Origin of the sequence: Kitasatospora aureofaciens, assembly GCF_019192735.1 — a bacterium.
Classification (GTDB): domain Bacteria; phylum Actinomycetota; class Actinomycetes; order Streptomycetales; family Streptomycetaceae; genus Kitasatospora; species Kitasatospora aureofaciens_A.
In genome coordinates, this window is the sequence record NZ_JAHTKP010000071.1 from 18,369 (window position 1) to 35,125 (window position 16,757).

Annotated in this window: 15 protein-coding genes; 12 read left to right on the forward strand and 3 right to left on the reverse strand. The window is 74.0% G+C overall.

The window, feature by feature from the left end; all coding sequences use genetic code 11:
- Window positions 1–12: 12 nt before the first annotated feature.
- Window positions 13–942: an NAD-dependent epimerase/dehydratase family protein gene (locus KV557_RS36125; protein ID WP_218205828.1), complete on the forward strand. Its 930-nt coding sequence runs from the start codon at window positions 13–15 to the stop codon at window positions 940–942.
- A gap of 54 nt (window positions 943–996) precedes the next feature.
- Here the strand turns inward: KV557_RS36125 and KV557_RS36130 are convergent, their stop codons facing one another.
- Window positions 997–1,836 carry a methyltransferase domain-containing protein gene (locus KV557_RS36130; RefSeq protein ID WP_218205829.1) on the reverse strand — a complete coding sequence of 280 codons (840 nt, stop codon included), beginning with the start codon at window positions 1,834–1,836 and terminating at the stop codon, window positions 997–999.
- Window positions 1,837–1,865: 29 nt separating this feature from the next.
- Here KV557_RS36130 and pdxR point away from each other — a divergent pair, with 29 nt between their 5' ends.
- From pdxR to KV557_RS43505, 4 genes are all read left to right on the forward strand, one after another.
- Window positions 1,866–3,353, forward strand: coding sequence for a MocR-like pyridoxine biosynthesis transcription factor PdxR (gene pdxR, locus KV557_RS36135; protein ID WP_218205830.1), 1,488 nt, complete (start codon window positions 1,866–1,868; stop codon window positions 3,351–3,353).
- A gap of 118 nt (window positions 3,354–3,471) precedes the next feature.
- Entirely contained in the window at window positions 3,472–4,617 is a 1,146-nt protein-coding gene (locus tag KV557_RS36140) for a glycoside hydrolase family 3 N-terminal domain-containing protein (RefSeq protein ID WP_218205831.1), read from the forward strand.
- 348 nt (window positions 4,618–4,965) lie between these two features.
- On the forward strand, window positions 4,966–5,313 hold the full coding sequence (locus KV557_RS36145) for an ArsR/SmtB family transcription factor (protein ID WP_218205832.1): 348 nt from the start codon (window positions 4,966–4,968) through the stop codon (window positions 5,311–5,313).
- Window positions 5,314–5,357: 44 nt separating this feature from the next.
- On the forward strand, window positions 5,358–5,489 hold the full coding sequence (locus KV557_RS43505) for a DUF6126 family protein (protein WP_256178458.1): 132 nt from the start codon (window positions 5,358–5,360) through the stop codon (window positions 5,487–5,489).
- Between the two features lie 82 nt (window positions 5,490–5,571).
- Here the strand turns inward: KV557_RS43505 and KV557_RS36150 are convergent, their stop codons facing one another.
- Window positions 5,572–7,953 carry a cytochrome P450 gene (locus KV557_RS36150; protein WP_218205833.1) on the reverse strand — a complete coding sequence of 794 codons (2,382 nt, stop codon included), beginning with the start codon at window positions 7,951–7,953 and terminating at the stop codon, window positions 5,572–5,574.
- 359 nt (window positions 7,954–8,312) lie between these two features.
- Here KV557_RS36150 and KV557_RS36155 point away from each other — a divergent pair, with 359 nt between their 5' ends.
- From KV557_RS36155 to galE, 5 genes are all read left to right on the forward strand, one after another.
- Entirely contained in the window at window positions 8,313–8,471 is a 159-nt protein-coding gene (locus KV557_RS36155) for a hypothetical protein (RefSeq protein WP_218205834.1), read from the forward strand.
- Window positions 8,472–8,586: 115 nt separating this feature from the next.
- Entirely contained in the window at window positions 8,587–9,012 is a 426-nt protein-coding gene (locus KV557_RS36160; RefSeq protein WP_218205835.1) for a hypothetical protein, read from the forward strand.
- A 271-nt stretch (window positions 9,013–9,283) separates the two neighbouring features.
- Entirely contained in the window at window positions 9,284–11,440 is a 2,157-nt protein-coding gene (locus KV557_RS44255; RefSeq protein ID WP_305149040.1) for an RICIN domain-containing protein, read from the forward strand.
- 110 nt (window positions 11,441–11,550) lie between these two features.
- Window positions 11,551–12,183, forward strand: a complete 633-nt coding sequence (locus KV557_RS36170; RefSeq protein ID WP_218205836.1) for a hypothetical protein — start codon at window positions 11,551–11,553, stop codon at window positions 12,181–12,183.
- Window positions 12,184–12,279: 96 nt separating this feature from the next.
- Window positions 12,280–13,296 carry a UDP-glucose 4-epimerase GalE gene (gene galE / locus KV557_RS36175; RefSeq protein ID WP_218205837.1) on the forward strand — a complete coding sequence of 339 codons (1,017 nt, stop codon included), beginning with the start codon at window positions 12,280–12,282 and terminating at the stop codon, window positions 13,294–13,296.
- A gap of 66 nt (window positions 13,297–13,362) precedes the next feature.
- Here the strand turns inward: galE and KV557_RS36180 are convergent, their stop codons facing one another.
- Window positions 13,363–14,067 (reverse strand): transglycosylase SLT domain-containing protein, encoded by a 705-nt coding sequence (locus KV557_RS36180; protein ID WP_218205838.1) that lies wholly within the window; start codon window positions 14,065–14,067, stop codon window positions 13,363–13,365.
- Window positions 14,068–14,424: 357 nt separating this feature from the next.
- Here KV557_RS36180 and KV557_RS36185 point away from each other — a divergent pair, with 357 nt between their 5' ends.
- Both KV557_RS36185 and KV557_RS36190 read left to right on the forward strand, forming a co-directional pair.
- Window positions 14,425–15,021, forward strand: coding sequence for a DUF6542 domain-containing protein (locus KV557_RS36185; RefSeq protein ID WP_218205839.1), 597 nt, complete (start codon window positions 14,425–14,427; stop codon window positions 15,019–15,021).
- Between the two features lie 81 nt (window positions 15,022–15,102).
- Complete coding sequence (locus KV557_RS36190) at window positions 15,103–16,698, forward strand: LCP family protein (protein WP_256178459.1); 1,596 nt, start codon at window positions 15,103–15,105, stop codon at window positions 16,696–16,698.
- Window positions 16,699–16,757 lie beyond the last annotated feature (59 nt).

A 16,757-nucleotide genomic window follows, 5' to 3' on the forward strand; every position in this document is an offset into this window, starting at 1 on the left:
TAGGGTGTGCGCGTGACTTTTCATCTGGTTGTCGGATACGGGCCCGCGGGGGCGGCCACGGCGCGGCTGCTGGCCGGGCAGGGGCATGAGGTACGGGTGGTCACCAGGTCGGGCCGCCCGGCCGAGCCCGGCATCGAACACCTCGCGCTGGACGCGGCGAACCCCGAGCGGCTGACCGAGGCGGCCCGCGGCGCCGCTGCCGTCTACAACTGCGCCGCGCCGCCCCTCCACCGCTGGGCCACCGAGTGGCCGCCGCTCGCCTCCGCGCTCTGCGCCGCCGCCGAGGCGACCGGCGCGGTGCTGGTCCTGCTCGGCAACCTCTACGGCTACGGGCCGGTGGACCGCCCCCTCACCGAGGACCTGCCCCTCGCCGCCACCGGCCCGAAGGGCCGTGTGCGGGCGGCGATCTGGGACCAGTCGCGCACCCTGCACGAGGCGGGCCGGATCCGGGCGGTCGAGGTCCGTGCCTCCGACTTCTTCGGCCCCGGCGTGACGGACGGCGGCCACCTCGCGGCGCGCGTCGTCCCGCCCATCCTGGCCGGCAAGACCGTCTCGGTCCTCGGCGACCCCGACGCGCCGCACAGCTGGACGTACCTCCCCGACGTCGCCGCCGCCCTGGTCGAACTCGCGGGCGACGAACGCGCCTGGGGCCGGGCCTGGCACGTACCGACAGCGCCCGCCCGGTCCGCCCGCGAGATGGTGGCAGGCCTGGCCGCCGAGGCGAAGACCACCCCGATCGCGGTACGACAGCTGCCGCCGGCGATGCTGCGCCTGGCCGGGCTGTTCAGCCCACTGGTCCGCGAACTGCGGGAAGTCCGCTACCAGTTCGACCGCCCGTTCGTGATGGACGCCTCGGCCTACGAGTCCGTGTACGCCCTGCGCGCCACCCCGGTCGAGGAGCAGTTCCGGGCCACCGTCGAGTGGTGGCGCGACCGGAGTTAGTGCTCCTCCAATCAGCAGACACGGCCTGACCAGCAGGGACGGTGGATTTTCGTATCAGCGGTTGACCGCCACCGCCTTGAAGAAGGTGTAGTGGAACGTCCCGCCCGGTTCCGCTGTTCGGCGCAGGTCGGTGATGCCGCGGTCGAAGGCGGCGGGTGTGGTGAGGCCGGCGGCCAGGGCGTCGGCGCGGACGGACTCGACCATGGCGACGAAGGTGCGGCGGGTGAAGCCCTCGGCGAGGGCCGGGCGGGCGGCGTCGGCGTAGACCGTGCGGGGGCGGACGGTGACGTCGGTGAAGCCGGCGTCGGTGAGCAGGGGGTGGAGGCGGCGGCCGAGGAGGGCGTCGCCGCCGGCGGCGGCCTGGAGGCGAACGAGGTGGTCGACGGTGGCGCGGGCGGCCGGGGTCTCGGGGTGGAAGAACGCGGAGCCGTGGTCGCCCTCGATGACCGTGATCGTGCCGCCCGGCCGCAGCACGCGCCGCAGGGCGGCCAGCCCGGCGGCCGGGTCGGCCAGGTGCTCCAGGACGAAGCAGAGGAAGACGTGGTCGAACGCGCCGTCCGGGAAGGGCAGTTCGTGCAGGTCCCCGTGGTGCCAGGCCACCTGGGCGCCGGGTGCCTGCGCGGCCACCCGGGCCTGCGCCTGGGCCAGGGACTCGGTCGAGATGTCCGCGGACGTCAGCCGCATGCCGGGGCTGGCGGCCAGCAGGTGCACCGTCTGTGCGCCCACCCCGCAGCCCGCCTCCAGAACGCGGCTGCCCGGCGGGTACGCGGTGCCCGCGTGCAGCAGCTCCGCGAGGGTGTTCGCCTGGTCGCCGAGGCGTCGGGCCTCGGTGTCCGAGTAGCCGTGGACGTAGGCGGGATGGTCGCTGACGGGTTCGGTATCCGTGGTGGTCATGGCCCCAACCCTCGCGCCACAATGGTCCGGTGAACAGGTCCAAAGGCGCGGCTCCCGACCGGTCCAAAAACGCGGACCCCGGCGCAGACTTCCTCCAGCTCGACACCGCCGACGCCCCGCCCGGCGGCCTCACCGACTGGCTCGCCCGGCGCCTGCGCGAGGCGGTCGCCGACGGCCGCCTCCCGGCCGGCAGCCGGCTGCCCGCCACCCGGGTGCTCGCGGGCGAACTCGGCGTTTCCCGCGGGGTGGTGACCGACGCGTACCGGCGCCTCACCGAGGAAGGGCAGGTCGCCGGGCGGGGGAGGGGCGGCACCGTGGTCGTCGCCGCGCCCGTGCCGCCCGTGCCCGCCCCGCCCGCGGCATGCCCGGCGCCCCCGCTCTTCCGGGACGACCCCGGACCCGAGGTGTTCGACGCCCTGCGCGCCGCCCCCGCCCGGATCGACCTCTCGCCCGGGGTCCCCGACCTCGCCGCCTTCCCCCGCGCCGCCTGGCTGCGCGCCGAACGCGCCGTCCTCGACGGGCTCTCCGCCCACGACCTCGGCTACGGCGACCCGCGCGGCGCCCTCCCGCTGCGGCAGGCCGTCGCGCACTGGCTCGCCCGCAACCGGGGCATCCGCGCCGACCCCGACGATGTGCTGATCACCGCCGGCATCGCCCAAGCCCTCACCCTGCTCGGCCAGGCGCTCGGCCGCGCGGCCATCACCGAGGTCGCGGTCGAGGACCCGGGCTCGCTCGGCGCCCGCCAGCACCTCGCGCACTGGCTCGCCGCCACCCCGCCCGTCCCGGTCGACGCCGACGGCATCCGGGTCGACGCGCTGCGCGCCACCGGCGCCCCGGCCGTCCTGCTCACCCCCGCCCACCAGTACCCGACCGGCGTCGTTCTCGGCGGCGAACGGCGGCGCGAACTCCTGCGCTGGGCCGGCGAGGGCGGGCTCGTCATCGAGGACGACTACGACGCCGAGCACCGTTACGACCGCCCGCCGGTGCCCGCCCTGCGCGCCGCCCTCCCGGAACGGGTCTGCTATACGGGCAGCATCTCCAAACTGCTCGCGCCCGCGCTGCGCACCGGCTGGCTGCTGGTGCCGCCCCGGTACCGCGAGGACGTGCTCGCCGCCAAACGGTTCGCCGACCTCGGCAACCCCGTCCTCCCGCAGCTGGTCATCGCCAGGGTGCTGGACTCCGGTGTGCTCGAACGCCACCTGAGGCTGGTGCGCCGCCGCCACCGGCGCCGCCGGGACGCGATGATCGCCGCCGTCCGCACCCACCTCCCCGGCGCCGAGGTGCACGGCGCCGCCGCCGGGTTGCACCTGATGCTCACCCTCCCGCCGGGCCTCGGCTGCACCGACACCGAGCTCGCCACGGCGGCGCTCGCGCACGGGGTAAAGGTCCAGCCGCTGTCCTGGCACGCCCGGCTGCCGTACCCGCCGGGGCTCGTCCTCGGCTACGCGGCCGGCACGCCCGGCGAGATCGCCGAGGGGATCGCCGTCCTCGGGCGGCTGGCGCGGCAATTGGGCTAACGGGCGGGTGCGCTGAACTCCCTGCGGCGGTGCGGCCTTCGGTAGGCTGACGGACCGTACCCGTCGTACTGTTCCTGTGAGTCCCGTCGTTCCCGTCGTTCCGGCCCCGGGAGGCCCGATGCCCTCGCTCCGGCGGTCCGCCCGGCTCGTGGCGGTGCTCGCGGTCCTGGCCGCCGCCCTCGGCCCGGTCCCGGCCGGTTCGGTGCCGGTGGGGCGGCGCCCGTCCGGCCCGGTGGAGAGGACTGCCGCCATGCTCAGCTCCGACTCCCGCCTGCTCGCCGGTCGCCGGATCGTCTACTCCTACCCCGGTCCGACTCCGCCGCCCGCCGTGCTCCAGGCGATCCGGGAGGGCCGGGCGGCCGGGGTGATCCTGTTCGGCGAGAACGTCACCAGCCCCGACCAACTCGCCGAGGCTGTGGGCAAGTTGCGGCAGGCGGCGGCCGAGTCGCCGGTGCGGGAGCCGCTGCTGCTGATGACCGACCAGGAGGGCGGCAAGGTCCGCCGGCTCCCCGGGTCTCCCGAACTCTCCGCCCGTGCCACCGGGGCGGCGCCCGACCCGGTCGGCGAGGCGGGCCGCTCCGGCGTCGGGGCGGGGCAGAACCTCGCGGACTCCGGGCTGAACGTCAACCTCGCGCCCGTGCTCGACGTGTACGACACCCCCGGCAACTTCATCGACCGCCACGAGCGCTCGTACGGCCGGGATCCGGGCGTGGTGGGGAGGTTGGGCACGGCGTTCCTCGCGGCGCAGCAGGAGCTCGGCGTCGCCGCCACCGCGAAGCACTTCCCCGGCCTCGGCTCCGCCGCCGCCGACGAGAACACCGACGAGCGCCCGGTCACCCTCCCCGTCCCGCTCGCCGACCTGCGCGCCCGCGGCGAGGAGCCCTACCGGGCGGCCATCGCGGCGGGCGTCCGCCTGGTCATGGCCTCCTGGGCGGTCTACCCGGCGCTCGACCCCGAGCACCCGGCCGGCCTCTCGCCCACCGCCGTCCAGGGCGAGCTCCGCAGCCGCCTCGGCTTCCGGGGCGTGACCGTGACGGATGCCCTCGAAGCCGGCGCCCTCGACCCGTACGGCGACACCGGCGCCCGCGCCCTCGCCGCCGCCGGCGCAGGCATGGACCTCATCCTCTGCTCCGCCCGCGACCCGCAACAGGGCGAGGACGCCACCACCGCGCTCGCCGCCGCCCTCGACTCCGGCCACCTCGACCGCGCCGCCTTCGACGCCGCCCTCGCCCGCATCACCACCCTGCGCGCGTCGCTGGGCTGAGCTGTCGGACCTGTCCGGGAGAGTGCGGCCGCATTGTCCCGGCCCTTTTCGCGCAACTCGGCCCCGGTGGCAATGGATGTCCCTGTGGTGTGCTGACGATACGTCACCTCAACTGCCGAGCCCGGGAGTTGGCAGCATCCCGGGCTCGGCTTCCGGCGCGCGGCGCCGACCGCCCCGACTGGCGGGGTGTGACGGCCCTCACAGTTCTCGCGGTCTCCTGCGCCCCCGCCACGGCGGCCCTTCCGTGCCCCTGGTAACTGTGACAACTTGAAGAAATCTTCATCTGCAGTGATGATGCTTGCGGCCTCGAGGCCACGACAGACCCGAGCGAGAGGGAGCGAGCGAACGATGCCCGTCCCGCTGTACCAGGCCAAGGCCGAGTTCTTCCGCACCCTCGGCCACCCGGTCCGGATCCGGGTCCTGGAGCTGCTCCAGGACGGCCCCCGGCCGGTCCGCGAGCTGCTGGCGGAGATCGAGGTCGAACCGTCCAACCTCTCCCAGCAGCTCGCGGTGCTGCGCCGCACCCAGCTGGTCACGGCCACCCGCGAGGGCAACACCGTGGTGTACGCGCTCAGCACCCCGGACGTCGCCGAGCTGCTGCGGGCCGCGCGCCGGATCCTGACCGAGCTGATCACCGACCAGGGCGCACTGCTCACCGAGCTGCGTGCGCCCGGTGCCCCGCTGAAGACCCGCTGAGCGCCCCCGCCGCCGCCCGACCGACCCCAGGAGAGCCACCAGCCATGAGCGACAGCACGAGCGAGGAGAAGCGCCGCCGCAAGGCCATGCTCATCCGGGCGGGCATCTACATCTTCGCCACGCACCTGTTCGCCGGCTTCGTGCTGCTGCTGTTCGCGGTCGGCGGCCGCAAGTAAGCCACCGGCCGCAAGTGACCGGCCGCAAGGGGCCCGCCGCAAGTGACCGGTCGCACGTGAGCCACCGGCCGCCGTCCGGGGCCTACCGATAGCGGTGACTGGTGCTGGTCCAGGTCTGGACGCCGTCGACCAGTTCCCGGGTGCCGTGCAGGTACCAGTCGCCGTCCGGATGGCGGCGCAACAGGTCGCGGCGGAGGGCCGCGCTCTCCGTGCGCAGCTGTGCGACCCGGGCCCGGACCGCCCCGATTGCCCGGCTGCGGGTGCAATCGCGCAGGCGTTGCAGCGTGAGCACGGTGTTGAACGCGGCGGCGCCCTGGCGTTCCTCCCGTTCCAGTGAGTACAGGTCGTTGATCAGCGTGGCGGCGTCGGCGGTGTGGGCGCGCAGACGGTGCAGGGCGGGGTCCGCGTGCAGTGCGGCGGGCGCGTCGGCGCCGTGGACGCGTTCCAGTATGTTCATGAACGGGTAGAGGCAGCTGCCGTGGCGGCGCAGCCGCATCGTTTCGGCGAGGCCGAGGCGGGGGACGGTGCCGTGGGCGCGGTGCTCGGCCTCGGCGGGGAAGGTGGCGAGGCAGGTCCGCCACTCGCGGGCGGCGCGGGCGCGCCAGGCGGGGGACATCGCGGCGCTCTGACGGTTCCACAGTTCCCGCCAGGTGATGAGGAGTTGGCTCTCTTCGGCGCTCAGTGTGCTGCCGTTGAGGGCGTCGATCAGCGGGTCGACGATCGCCCGCGCCTCGGCCGGTCGGCGGCCGGGCGAGCCGTCGAAGCGGTCGTCGAGGACGGTGAACCAGCCGAGCATGTCGATCAGCAGGTCGAGGTCGGCGCCCTGGGTCCTGGGGTAGGCGTGGCCGATCAACTCGGGGAGGGCGTAGGCCTGGTAGCGCGGCAGCTCGGTCGGGCTCAGCAGGCCGTGGCGGACCGTCCACGCGGCATGCCGGGCGGTGGCGGCGGCCAGTTCGCTGTGGCGGCGGGGTCGGGTGATGGGACAGGTTTCGGGTGCCGGGGCCCCGCCCGCCCGAGGCCCGTTGCTCTCGCGCGGAGCCAGTCGGACCCGCAGGCCCTGCGCCTGGACGGTCGTCCACACCACCTCGCGCGCCCGCGCCCCGGGGACGGCCACCGGCCGCCAGCGGCGCAGGATCGCCGCCGCCGCGACGGTCAACTCGGCCCAGGCGAAGGCCTCGCCGATGCACTTGTGCTTGCCCGCCCCGAACGGCAGGAACGACTGCCGCCCGGCGCCGCCGTCCTGCCACCGCTCGGGGCGGAAGCGCAGTGGGTCGGGGTAGCGCGCCGGGTCGCGGTGCAGCGCGGTGAGGCTGTACAGCAGCTCGGTGCCGGCCGGGATCCGGTACGGGCCGAGCGTGACCGGCACCTGGGCGGTGCGCATCAGGAAGGCGTTCGGCGCATGCAGCCGCACCGCCTCCTGGGTCACGCTGCGGGTGTAGCCGAGCCGGGCCAGCGCCTCGGGGGTGGGGACGGTGCCCGCGGGCAGGTGCTCGTCGAGTTCGGCGAGGACCCGGGCCTCCACCTGCGGGTGGCGCAGGAGTTCGTCGATCAGCCAGGTGAGCGTGGTGGAGACGGTCTCGGTGCCCGCGCCGAACATGGTGATCGCCTCGGACCGGACGTCGGCCTCGGTGAGCGGACGGCCGGTGGCCGGGTCGGCGGCGGCGCGCAGCAGGGCGGGCAGGGTGCCGGCGTGGTGGGCCGAACCTCCGGCTGCCGTGGGCCCGTTGACGGCCTGGTCGACGACCTGGTTGAGCACCCGGACGGCTGCGTCGAACCGGCGGTTGACGGGCAGCGGCAGCCGCGCCAGCGCCGGGTGGGGGTAGAGCGACTGGACGATCTGGCCCTTCACCAGGTCCGGCAGCGCCCGGTGGAAGGCGAGCGTGGCCTCCTCGCCGAGCCGGGCGTCGAAGAGCGAGCGGGTGACGATCTCCAGCGCGAGGTGGTTCATCTCCTTGGCCACGTCGAGGACCTGGCCGGGCCGCCAGCGCGCGGCCCGTTCCTCGGTGACCTGGTGCATGACGGCGAGGTACTCGGCCATCCGGTCCGGGCCGAAGGCGGGCTGGATCACCCGGCGGCGGTCGCGGTGGGCCTGGCCCTCGGACATCAGCAGGCCGTCGCCGAAGGCCGTTCTGAGGGTGTCCTGGACGGCGCCGCGCGGGCAGTCGTGGGCGAGCGCGACGAGCAGGGTGTGGACGAGCGCGACGTCGGTGACCACGCAGACGGTGCGCGGGCCGAGGCGGACCCGGACCACGCCGCCGTGGCGGGCGAGCGAGCCGAGGAAACCGAGCGGGTCGCGCAGCAGGGCGGCGGCGTGGCCGAGGCCGGGGAGCGCGCCGGGTGCGAGCGGGGGGACGGCCGCGGGCGGGCGAGAGGGTGCGGGAGTTCTCAGGGGGACGCTCGGTCTCGGAGGCTTGGTCGTCGTCACCGTGTCGGTCGTCGTCGCCGTATCGGTCGTCAGGGTCATGACGCTACCTCTCACCAGATGGGCCGGTGCGGCGGTACCGCGGGATGCGCCGTCGCGCCGGCCGGGAGGCGGGGAACCGGTTCAGCGCGCGGGACCCCGCGTGTGCCCTTCCCAGAGGGCGCACGACATGGGAAACGCGCCGGTTGGACGGGCGTTGCGCCGCGCGCGGGCGGATCACCCCAACGGTCGATCGACGGCACTCGTCCGCCGATTCGGATCGTCCGCCGCACTCGGCCGCTCCGACCTGCGGGAAGGCCGGAGTTCCGGTCCGCCGGAGGGTGCCTCACCGACAGGGCCTTTCGGCCCTCGCCGGACAACCTCGGTCGGTCCAGCATGGTACTGGACAAGGAGGTTCCCTGATGACCCGTCTGCGCCACCGGCCCGCCCTCGACGTCCGGGTGGAGATTCGGGGCGAACTGCCGCGCGAGGACGGCGAGTACGTTCGGGCCCAGGCGCTGGACCTGGTCGCCGTGCCCGGCCACTACGGCCTGATCACGCCGGTAGCGGACGGGGGTTGAGGGGAAGGAACCCGACGCACGCCGCTCCGACGCTCGCCATTTCGACGCTCACTGCTCCGACACCGACCGCTCCGACACCGACCGCTCCGACGCCACGAGACGGGAACTGGGACCCATGGACTGCGACGACGAAGTCATGCTGACCGTGCGGGTCAGCGCCGCAGAGCGGGCACTGCTGCGGGCGCTGGCGCGCGGGCGCGGCGGCGATGTCTCCGAGGTGGCGGTGGACGGGCTGCTGGACGTCATCCCCGCCCTGTACGGGGACGCGGCCACCCTCCGGCTGCGGCGGGTCCTCGCCCGGCCCGCGCCGTGCGCCGTGACGCTGTGGCTGCCCGCGCCGGTGGCCGACCTGCTGCCGCTGCTGGGGGCGCGGGTGTCCGGGGCCGGCGGTCCGGCGGCGGGTCCGGCGAGCGCCGCGCTGTCCGCCGCCCTCCGTCTCTGGCTCGCCGGGGACCCGGCCGCACTGGCCGCCGCGCTGGCCCGGTTGCACCACGGCCGCGGCGCCCGCCGGGCGGCCCCGGCGGAGCTGGCCGTGGCCTGACGGTTCGTCCGCCCTGGCATGTCCTGGGCGGGAAATCGCCTGGTCAGGGTTCTGGCCGCGCCTCCGCGCGAACGCCTCCGCACGAACGCCGAAGAATTTCGCAAGAAGTTTCTGTTATTCCCTCCCGCCCCATCCGGTCTCCGGAGTGTCGGAAGGCCCGGCGCCTGTCACCACAGGGCGCGGGCCGTCGCACGAGGAAAGGAACGCGATGGGACACCGGAGCACGGAACTCCGTCGGCGGAGGCGGAGGCGGCTCACCCGCAGGACTACGTTGGTCGCCGCAGCAGTGACGGCCGGGCTGATCGCGGGCGCGCTCGGGATCCATACCGCGCTCGAACCGGCGGCGAGCCGCACCAACGTCACGGCCGCGGCGGACGGTTCGGTGAACGGCGCGGGCGTGGTGGCCGCCGACGACGGCAGCGGGCCGGGGGAGACCGGGACCGCCGAGGGCGCCACCCAGGCGCCCGCCCCGAAGCGCGACCAGAAGGCTGCCCCGCTCAAGGAGATACCCAAGGACCAGCCCGACCGCGGACTGGTCTACGCAGGGTTGAGCCTGCCGAACGGTGACCGCTGCGCCGGTTCGCTGGAGGTGTCCGGCGGCCAGCTGTGCAGCCACGGCCCGGACGCCCCGCCGAAGGACGTGGACATCCACAAGGACGTCCCGCCGGTGGCCGCCCCGGCCGCCCAGGCGCCGGTGCTCACCCCCGCCGCCAACGCTCAACCCCCGGCCGCAGCCGACCTGTTGAAGGGCGCGGCGCCCGTTCTCGACGCCGGACAGAAGGCGCTGGTCGGCGACGCCGGCGGCGCCCCGCAGCAGAACGCCGCCGCCGCGCCCGCCGGTTCGAACGTCGTCTGCGAGGGTGACGGCAGCAGCGGCAACCGCGTCCAGGTGGTGTACATGCACACCCCCGGCAACGACCGCTACGCCCAGTACCTGGCCTCGTTCAAGAAGTGGGCGGCCGAGGTCGACGTCATCTACAACGCGAGCGCCCAGGAGACCGGCGGTGTCCGGCACGTCCGCTTCGTCACCGACTCCGACTGCTCCGCGTCCGTCCTGAACGTGCAGATCTCCGACGCCGAGATCCAGGACTTCAACGCGAGCAACCGCGCCCTCGCCGCGCAGGGGTTCAACCGCAAGGACCGCAAGTACATGATGTTCACCGACGCCAAGGTGTACTGCGGCATCGGCACCTTCGCCGGCGACGAGCGTCCCGGCCAGGACAACCTCAGCAACTTCGGTCCCTCGTACGGCCGGACGGACTCCGGCTGCTGGGGCGGGCACACGGCCGCGCACGAACTCGGCCACAACCTGGGCGCGGTGAACAACAGCGCGCCCGATTCCAGCAAGGGCGGCCACTGCGTCTACGACTGGGACCTGATGTGCTACTCGGACTACCCGTACTACCCGCAGATGAAGACGGTCTGCCCGGACCGCGCGCACTCCGACCGGCTCGACTGCACGCATGACGACTACTTCAGCACCGACCCCAAGCCCGGCAGCTATCTCTCCGGGCACTGGAACGTCGCCAACAACCGCTTCCTCATTGCCGGTAGCGGCACCGGCCCGGGCCCGACGCCCACCCCGACCGCTACCGCGACGCCGTCGCCGACCGCTTCGCCCACCCGGACGCCGTCGCCGTCCCCGACGCCCACCGGCAGCCCGACGGCCACGCCCACCCCGACCGGCTCGCCGTCCCCGACCGGCTCGCCGTCCCCGACCGCCACACCCACCAGCGGGACCGGCTTGCCCGATGTGACGACCAGTCAGATCACCCAGAACTCCGTCATGTTGAGCTGGCCCGCCGTCCCCGCCGCGGCCGGCTACGACGTGCTGCTCAACGGCCAGGCCATCGGCACCGTCCGCGCCACCGTGGTCGGCCTCGTCCGGCTCGCCCCCGGCACCTCGTACACCGTGGCCGTCGCCGTCCGGGACGCCGCCGGTACGGTCGCCAAGCCGGGCCGCGCCGCCACATTCCACACCCTCGCCGACGCCGGCCGCCCCCAGCCCGGCGGCCACTACACCCTGGTCAACGGCCTCACCGGCCAGGCCGCCGACCTGTGGGGCAGCTCGATGAACGACGGCACCGTCGCGATCGCCTACCAGCGCACCGGCTACGCCAACCAGAAGTGGCTGTTCGAGGACGCCGGTGACGGCGCGGTGCGGATCAAGTCCGCCCGCTCCGACAAGTGCCTGCAGCTGGGCGGCGATCCGGTCGCCGGCCAGTACGTCGCGCAGCGTCCGTGCGCGGACGCGGCGGCCCAGAAGTGGCAACTGACCGCCTCCGGTGGCGGGTTCAGCCTCACCGCAGCGGGCACGTCCCTGGTGCTCGGGGTCAGCGACCGTTGGTACTACGGTGGTTGGCTGCTGGAGCTCCAGCAGGCGAACGGCCAGCCGTACCAGAACTGGTCGCTGCAGAAGACCACCTGAGTCCCGCTCGGGGCACCGGGTGCGGTCGCCGCCTCCACCGGGCGGCGGCCGCACCCGGCCCCATTGGCCCCGCAACCACCCCTCCCCGCCCCCCCACGAGGTTCCCGCCCATGCGTACCCGACCGCTCCTCGCCGCCCTCGCGCTCGCCACGGCGGCCGTTCTGCCCGCCGCCGCCCCGGCCGCCGCGCACGGGGACACCGTCCACCTGGAGATCTCCGGCGTCGACAACGGCCACGTCAGCACCGTCGCCACGTTCGAGAACGATCACGACCCGGTCACCCAGGAGTTCGCCGGCACGCTCGCCGCGACCTCCGCCGACGGCCGCACGGCGGGCCCGTGGCCCATGGTCGCCGTCCAGGGCCACCCCGGGACGTACACCACCCGCGAGACCCTGCCCGCCGGGCACTGGCGGATCACCGTGGACTGCGCGTTCCCTGACCTCGGGCACGGCGAGCGCGAACTCGACGTCGAGGCGGCGGTCATCTCCGACCCGACGCTCCCGACTCCGACGCTCCCGACTCCGACGCTCCCGACTCCGACCCCGACGACTCCGACCCCGACGACTCCCACCCCCACCGCTGTCCCGCTGACCGTCAAAAGCATGACCCCCGACGCCTCCACCGGTGCCACGGCCTCCGACACACCCTCCGACGCGACCACCTGGGCCGCCATCGGCACCGCCGCCGCGGCCGTCCTCCTCGTCGTCGCCGGCTTCTGGCTGCGCCGCCGCAACCGTCACTGATTTCCGGATGGTGGAACCACCGGCTCCGCACCACCGTCCCTGCTCTCATGACCGGTTGCCACCCGGCGGTCGGACGAGCGCGAGGGAGCATCGCGTATGAAGAAGGTCCTCATCACCGGCGGTGCGGGATACATCGGCAGCACGGTGGCGTCCGCGCTGCTCGACCGGGGAGTGATCCCGGTCGTCCTGGACGACCTCTCCAAGGGCCGGGCCGAATTCGTCGAAGATCGGATCTTCTACCGCGGCGACATCGCCGACGCCGCCCTGCTCGACCGGATCTTCGCGGAGCACCCGGACATCGACGCCACCCTGCACTGCGCCGCGCGGATCGTCGTCCCGGAGTCCGTCTCCAAGCCGCTGTACTACTACCGGGAGAACGTCGCCAAGACCGTCGAGCTGCTCGACTCCCTCCAGCGCCTCCGCTGCACCCGCGTCGTCTTCAGCAGCTCGGCGTCCATCTACGCACCCACCCCCGACGGCCGCGTCGACGAGACCTGCCCGGTGGACGCCCAGAGCCCGTACGCGCGCACCAAGCAGATGATGGAACGGATCCTGCAGGACTGGACGCGCGGCGAGGGCGCCGAGGAGCAGCGGGTGATCGCGCTGCGGTACTTCAACCCGATCGGCGCCGACCCCCAGCTGCGTACCGGCCTCCAGGACCTCAACCCCTCCCACGCCCTCGGCAAGCTGATCGAGGCCCACGGCGACGGCACCCCGTTCACCGTCACCGGCACCGAGTGGGCGACCCGCGACGGCTCCGGCGTCCGCGACTACATCCACGTCCAGGACGTCGCCGACGCCCACGTGGCGGCCCTCCTCCGCTTCGACGAGGTGATCGCCCCGGCCGCCGCGGACCGCTACCGCGTCATCAACATCGGCACCGGCGAGGGCACCACCGTCCGCGAACTGGTCGTCGCCTTCGAACAGGCCGTCGGCGCCCGGCTCGACATCCGCGAGACCGGCCCCCGCCCCGGCGACGTGCTCGGCTGCTACGCCTCCGTCGACACCGCCCGCACGCTCCTCGGCTGGACCCCGCGCCGCACGATCGCCGAAGCCGTCACCGACGCCCTCGCCTGGCGCGCCAAGTGGTCCACCCACCTGGCCTCCGCCTGATCCTCCCCACCCACGCCGCGGGCCGGCCACCCCGGCCCGCGGCGTTGCGTCACCCGACCCGCCCCGCTATTTCACCGCCGCGCCGGACTTCTGCCAGTTGTCGTGGAGACGGTCGAGGTAGGACTGCGCCTGCGAGCCGGGTTTGGCGCCGCGGGCGAAGGCGAGCATGTTGCCGGCGCCGGTGTTGTAGCCGAGGGCGAGGAGTTCGTCGCGGGTGAAGGCGGTGGCCGGCTTGGCGGGGAGTTGGTCGGCGAGGTCGCGCAGGTGCCAGGCGGCGGCCTGGATGGCGAGGTTGCGGTCGTCGGGGAGTTCCTCCCAGCGGCGGGAGGCGAAGTCGCGGCCCTGCTTGGTGTCGTCGAAGGCGGCGCGGTGCATGTTGGCGATGCCGAAGGAGGCGTCGGGTTTGCTGCGCTGCCAGGCCCGTTCGAAGTCGGGGTCGTGGGGCTTGTAGGACTCGTTGTAGAGGATCGCCATCAGCAGCTGCGGGCTGATCCCGGCCTGGGCGGCGTACTCGCGGACGGGCGCCGCGTGGTCGGCGGGGTCGTAGCGCCCGGACGGGGCCGAGGGGGCCGAGGAAGCCGAGGGAGCCGACGGGTTCGCCGAGCCGGTGCCGGGAGAGGCGGCGGACGTGGACGACGTGGACGGGGAGGCGCCGGAGGAGGCCGCCGGGCCGGAGTGGTCGCCGCCGCGGATCATGCCCCAGCCGACCGCGACGACGAGGCCGACGGCGAGCCAGCGCCCCCAGCGCGGTCCGTTCCGTTCTTCGCTCACTGCTGTCGGCCCCTCCCCGTTCGCCCGGAACTGCGTTCGATGCCCGTACTGGCGGACGCACTCCCGGCAGCTGTTACTCAAACATGGTGACGCTCTGCTCCTCTGATGCGTTCCTGTTGGTGGGCCGACGTGGCGGGGGTCATGACCATCCTGATCTTGACCATCCTGACGACGGCCCACCAGGTGGTTCCCCGGTGTCGAATGGCTCGGGTGACTTTGCCGAAATGGGTTTGTATGCTCCAGCCCAGCTTCTACGTCACTGTAGAAACCGGGAACCGCTGCCAGGACGGTTCGCGTCCCGGCACCCAGAGCGGCGCGCTCGCGTCGCGGCAGCCGAATCGATCGAGGGAAGTGCGCATGGCCGGGCAGCGGGCGAGAACGCCGTACCAGGAGGCGGGACTGCGCGAGGACGACCCGGCCGTCCCCGCCCAGCGGTCGCGCGCGGCGGACGGGGGCGAGCAGGCCCCGGCGCCCGGGGTACGGGCTCAGCGGGCGGGCGCCGCGTCCCGGCGCAAGCAGCAGGCCAAGCGGCGCGGTGCCGCCGCGGCGGTGCTGGCGGCGGTCGGCCTGCCGGTGCTCGGGGCCGTCGCGGACGAGCTGGGCGGGCCGGGCGTCGGCATCTTCTTCGCTGTCGCGGCGGTGCTGGGCACAGCGGTGGCGGCGGCGCTGTGCAGCCGGGCGGGCCGCTGGTGGGTGGTGACCGCCGCGCCGATCGTGGTGCTGGTCACAGCGGCCGGCGCCGAGTACCTGTTCAACAGTGGCAAGTACCAGGACACCAAGCAGCTCGGCACCGGCGCGCTGCGCTGGGTCGTGGGGGCGTTCCCGGTGATGGCGGCGGCGGTGGGGGCCGCGCTGCTGGTGGCCGTGGTCAAGGCCGTGCTGGGCCGCCGCCGGCAGCCGGAGGGCCGGTCGGGCAGCGGCGGCGCCCCCGATCGAAGGAGCCGACGTGGCTGACCACGCGAGCGAGCGTAGCGAGCTCGCCATCGAGAGGTGCGCATGGGCGAATGCCCCTGCCGAGCGCAGGGAGGTGGGCGCATGAGTGCCCGCGGACGTGCTCAGCGCAGCGGACCCGCCCCGCTGGCCGTCGCGGGCCGCACGATCGCCTGCGCCGTCTCGGTGGCCGTGCTCGGCGCCAGCGGCTTCACCTGGTACGAGTACCGCAGCCTCGACGACGGCATGACGAAGTCCGGCGCGCTGGGCGAGGCCAAGAAGAACGCCCCACCCCACCTCGACAAATCGGTGAACCTGCTGCTGATCGGCCTCGACAGCCGCAAGGACATGGACGGCAACGACCTGCCCAAGCAGTTCGTCGAGGACGAGCTGCACGCCGGCTCCAGCGAGATCGGCGGCTACAACACCAACGCGCTGATCGTCCTGCACATCCCGGCCAACGGCGGCAAGGTCACCGCGCTCTCCGTCCCGCGCGACGACTACGTGCAGACCGTCGGCGCCGACGGCAAGATGCACAAGATCAAGGAAGCGTACGGGATCGCCAAGGAGGCCGCCGAGGCGAAGCTCGCCAACAAGGGGCTCTCCAAGGCGGAACTGGAGCGGCAGAGCCGCGAGGCCGGGCGCTCGGCCACCATCCAGACCGTGCAGAGCTTCCTGGACGTCCCGATCGACCACTTCGCGGAAGTCAACCTGATCGGCTTCTACGACATCGCCAAGGCGGTCGAGCCGATCCAGGTCTGCCTCAACCACCCGGTCGACGATCCGATCATCGCCCGCACCGCGACCCACGAGGGCGGCGGCACCGGCCTCAAGCTCCCCGCCGGCGTCAGCTCGCTCGACGCGGCCCAGGCGCTCTCCTTCGTCCGCCAGCGCCACCACCTCACCAACGGCGACCTCGACCGCACCCACCGCCAGCAGGCGTTCATCTCCTCGGTCGAGTACAAGCTCAAGCAGCAGGGCGTCCTGAACGACTTCGGGCAGATGCAGAAGCTGTTCGGGGTGGTGAAGAAGGACGTCGTCATCGACAACGAGTGGAACGTCCTCGACTTCGCCCAGCAGGCCCCGGCCCTCACCGGCGGCAACGTCGAGTTCAACACCCTGCCGATCGCCGGGTTCAAGACCATCGGCGGGCAGGAGGTCAACACCGTCAACCCGGACCTGATCAAGAAGATCGTCCGGCAGCTTTTCAGCCACGACCCGGCGCCCGTCGTCCCGGCCACGCCGGACGGGGGCGGCGACGCCGCGGCATCGCCCAGCGCTGCTCCGACCTCCGCGGCGCCCACCCCGGCGAAGGACAAGGCCACAGTGGACGTCCTCGCGGTGGCGTCGGCCGGCCCGGGCGCGGCGGCGAACGAGTCCAAGGCGCTCACCGAACTCGGCTACCCGGCCGGGAAGGTGGGAGACGCGCCGGGCAGGGCGAAGAACACCACGGTGACGTACGGCAGCGGCGCCAAGGCCGACGCCCAGGCGCTCGCCGCCCGCTACGGCGTCACCGCGACCCCCGCCTCGGGCGTGGTGGCCGGACACGTCGTGCTCACCCTCGGCACCAGCCACGCCGTCACGCCGAGCGCGTCCGCGGCCCCGTCGGCCGCGGCCTCCGGCGACGCCACCGACCCGGCCGCCAACCTGCCGATGCAGGGGCCGGCGGTCAAGGCGGGCGGGATCCCCTGCGTGGACTGAGCGTTGGGCGTGTGAGGGGCGGGGGGCGGGGCCCCCGGCGCCCCCCCCCCCCCGCCCCC

Bases quoted from the DNA above. Each gene is read 5' to 3' on its own strand.
- KV557_RS36130 (WP_218205829.1), bottom strand. From the start codon at position 1,836: ATGACCACCACGGATACCGAACCCGTCAGCGACCATCCCGCCTACGTC.
- KV557_RS36185 (WP_218205839.1), top strand. From the start codon at position 14,425: ATGGCCGGGCAGCGGGCGAGAACGCCGTACCAGGAGGCGGGACTGCGC.
- KV557_RS36145 (WP_218205832.1), top strand. From the start codon at position 4,966: ATGCCCGTCCCGCTGTACCAGGCCAAGGCCGAGTTCTTCCGCACCCTC.
- KV557_RS36140 (WP_218205831.1), top strand. From the start codon at position 3,472: ATGCCCTCGCTCCGGCGGTCCGCCCGGCTCGTGGCGGTGCTCGCGGTC.
- KV557_RS43505 (WP_256178458.1), top strand. From the start codon at position 5,358: ATGAGCGACAGCACGAGCGAGGAGAAGCGCCGCCGCAAGGCCATGCTC.
- KV557_RS36155 (WP_218205834.1), top strand. From the start codon at position 8,313: ATGACCCGTCTGCGCCACCGGCCCGCCCTCGACGTCCGGGTGGAGATT.
- KV557_RS36160 (WP_218205835.1), top strand. From the start codon at position 8,587: ATGGACTGCGACGACGAAGTCATGCTGACCGTGCGGGTCAGCGCCGCA.
- galE (WP_218205837.1), top strand. From the start codon at position 12,280: ATGAAGAAGGTCCTCATCACCGGCGGTGCGGGATACATCGGCAGCACG.
- KV557_RS36190 (WP_256178459.1), top strand. From the start codon at position 15,103: ATGAGTGCCCGCGGACGTGCTCAGCGCAGCGGACCCGCCCCGCTGGCC.
- KV557_RS36170 (WP_218205836.1), top strand. From the start codon at position 11,551: ATGCGTACCCGACCGCTCCTCGCCGCCCTCGCGCTCGCCACGGCGGCC.
- KV557_RS36150 (WP_218205833.1), bottom strand. From the start codon at position 7,953: ATGACCCTGACGACCGATACGGCGACGACGACCGACACGGTGACGACG.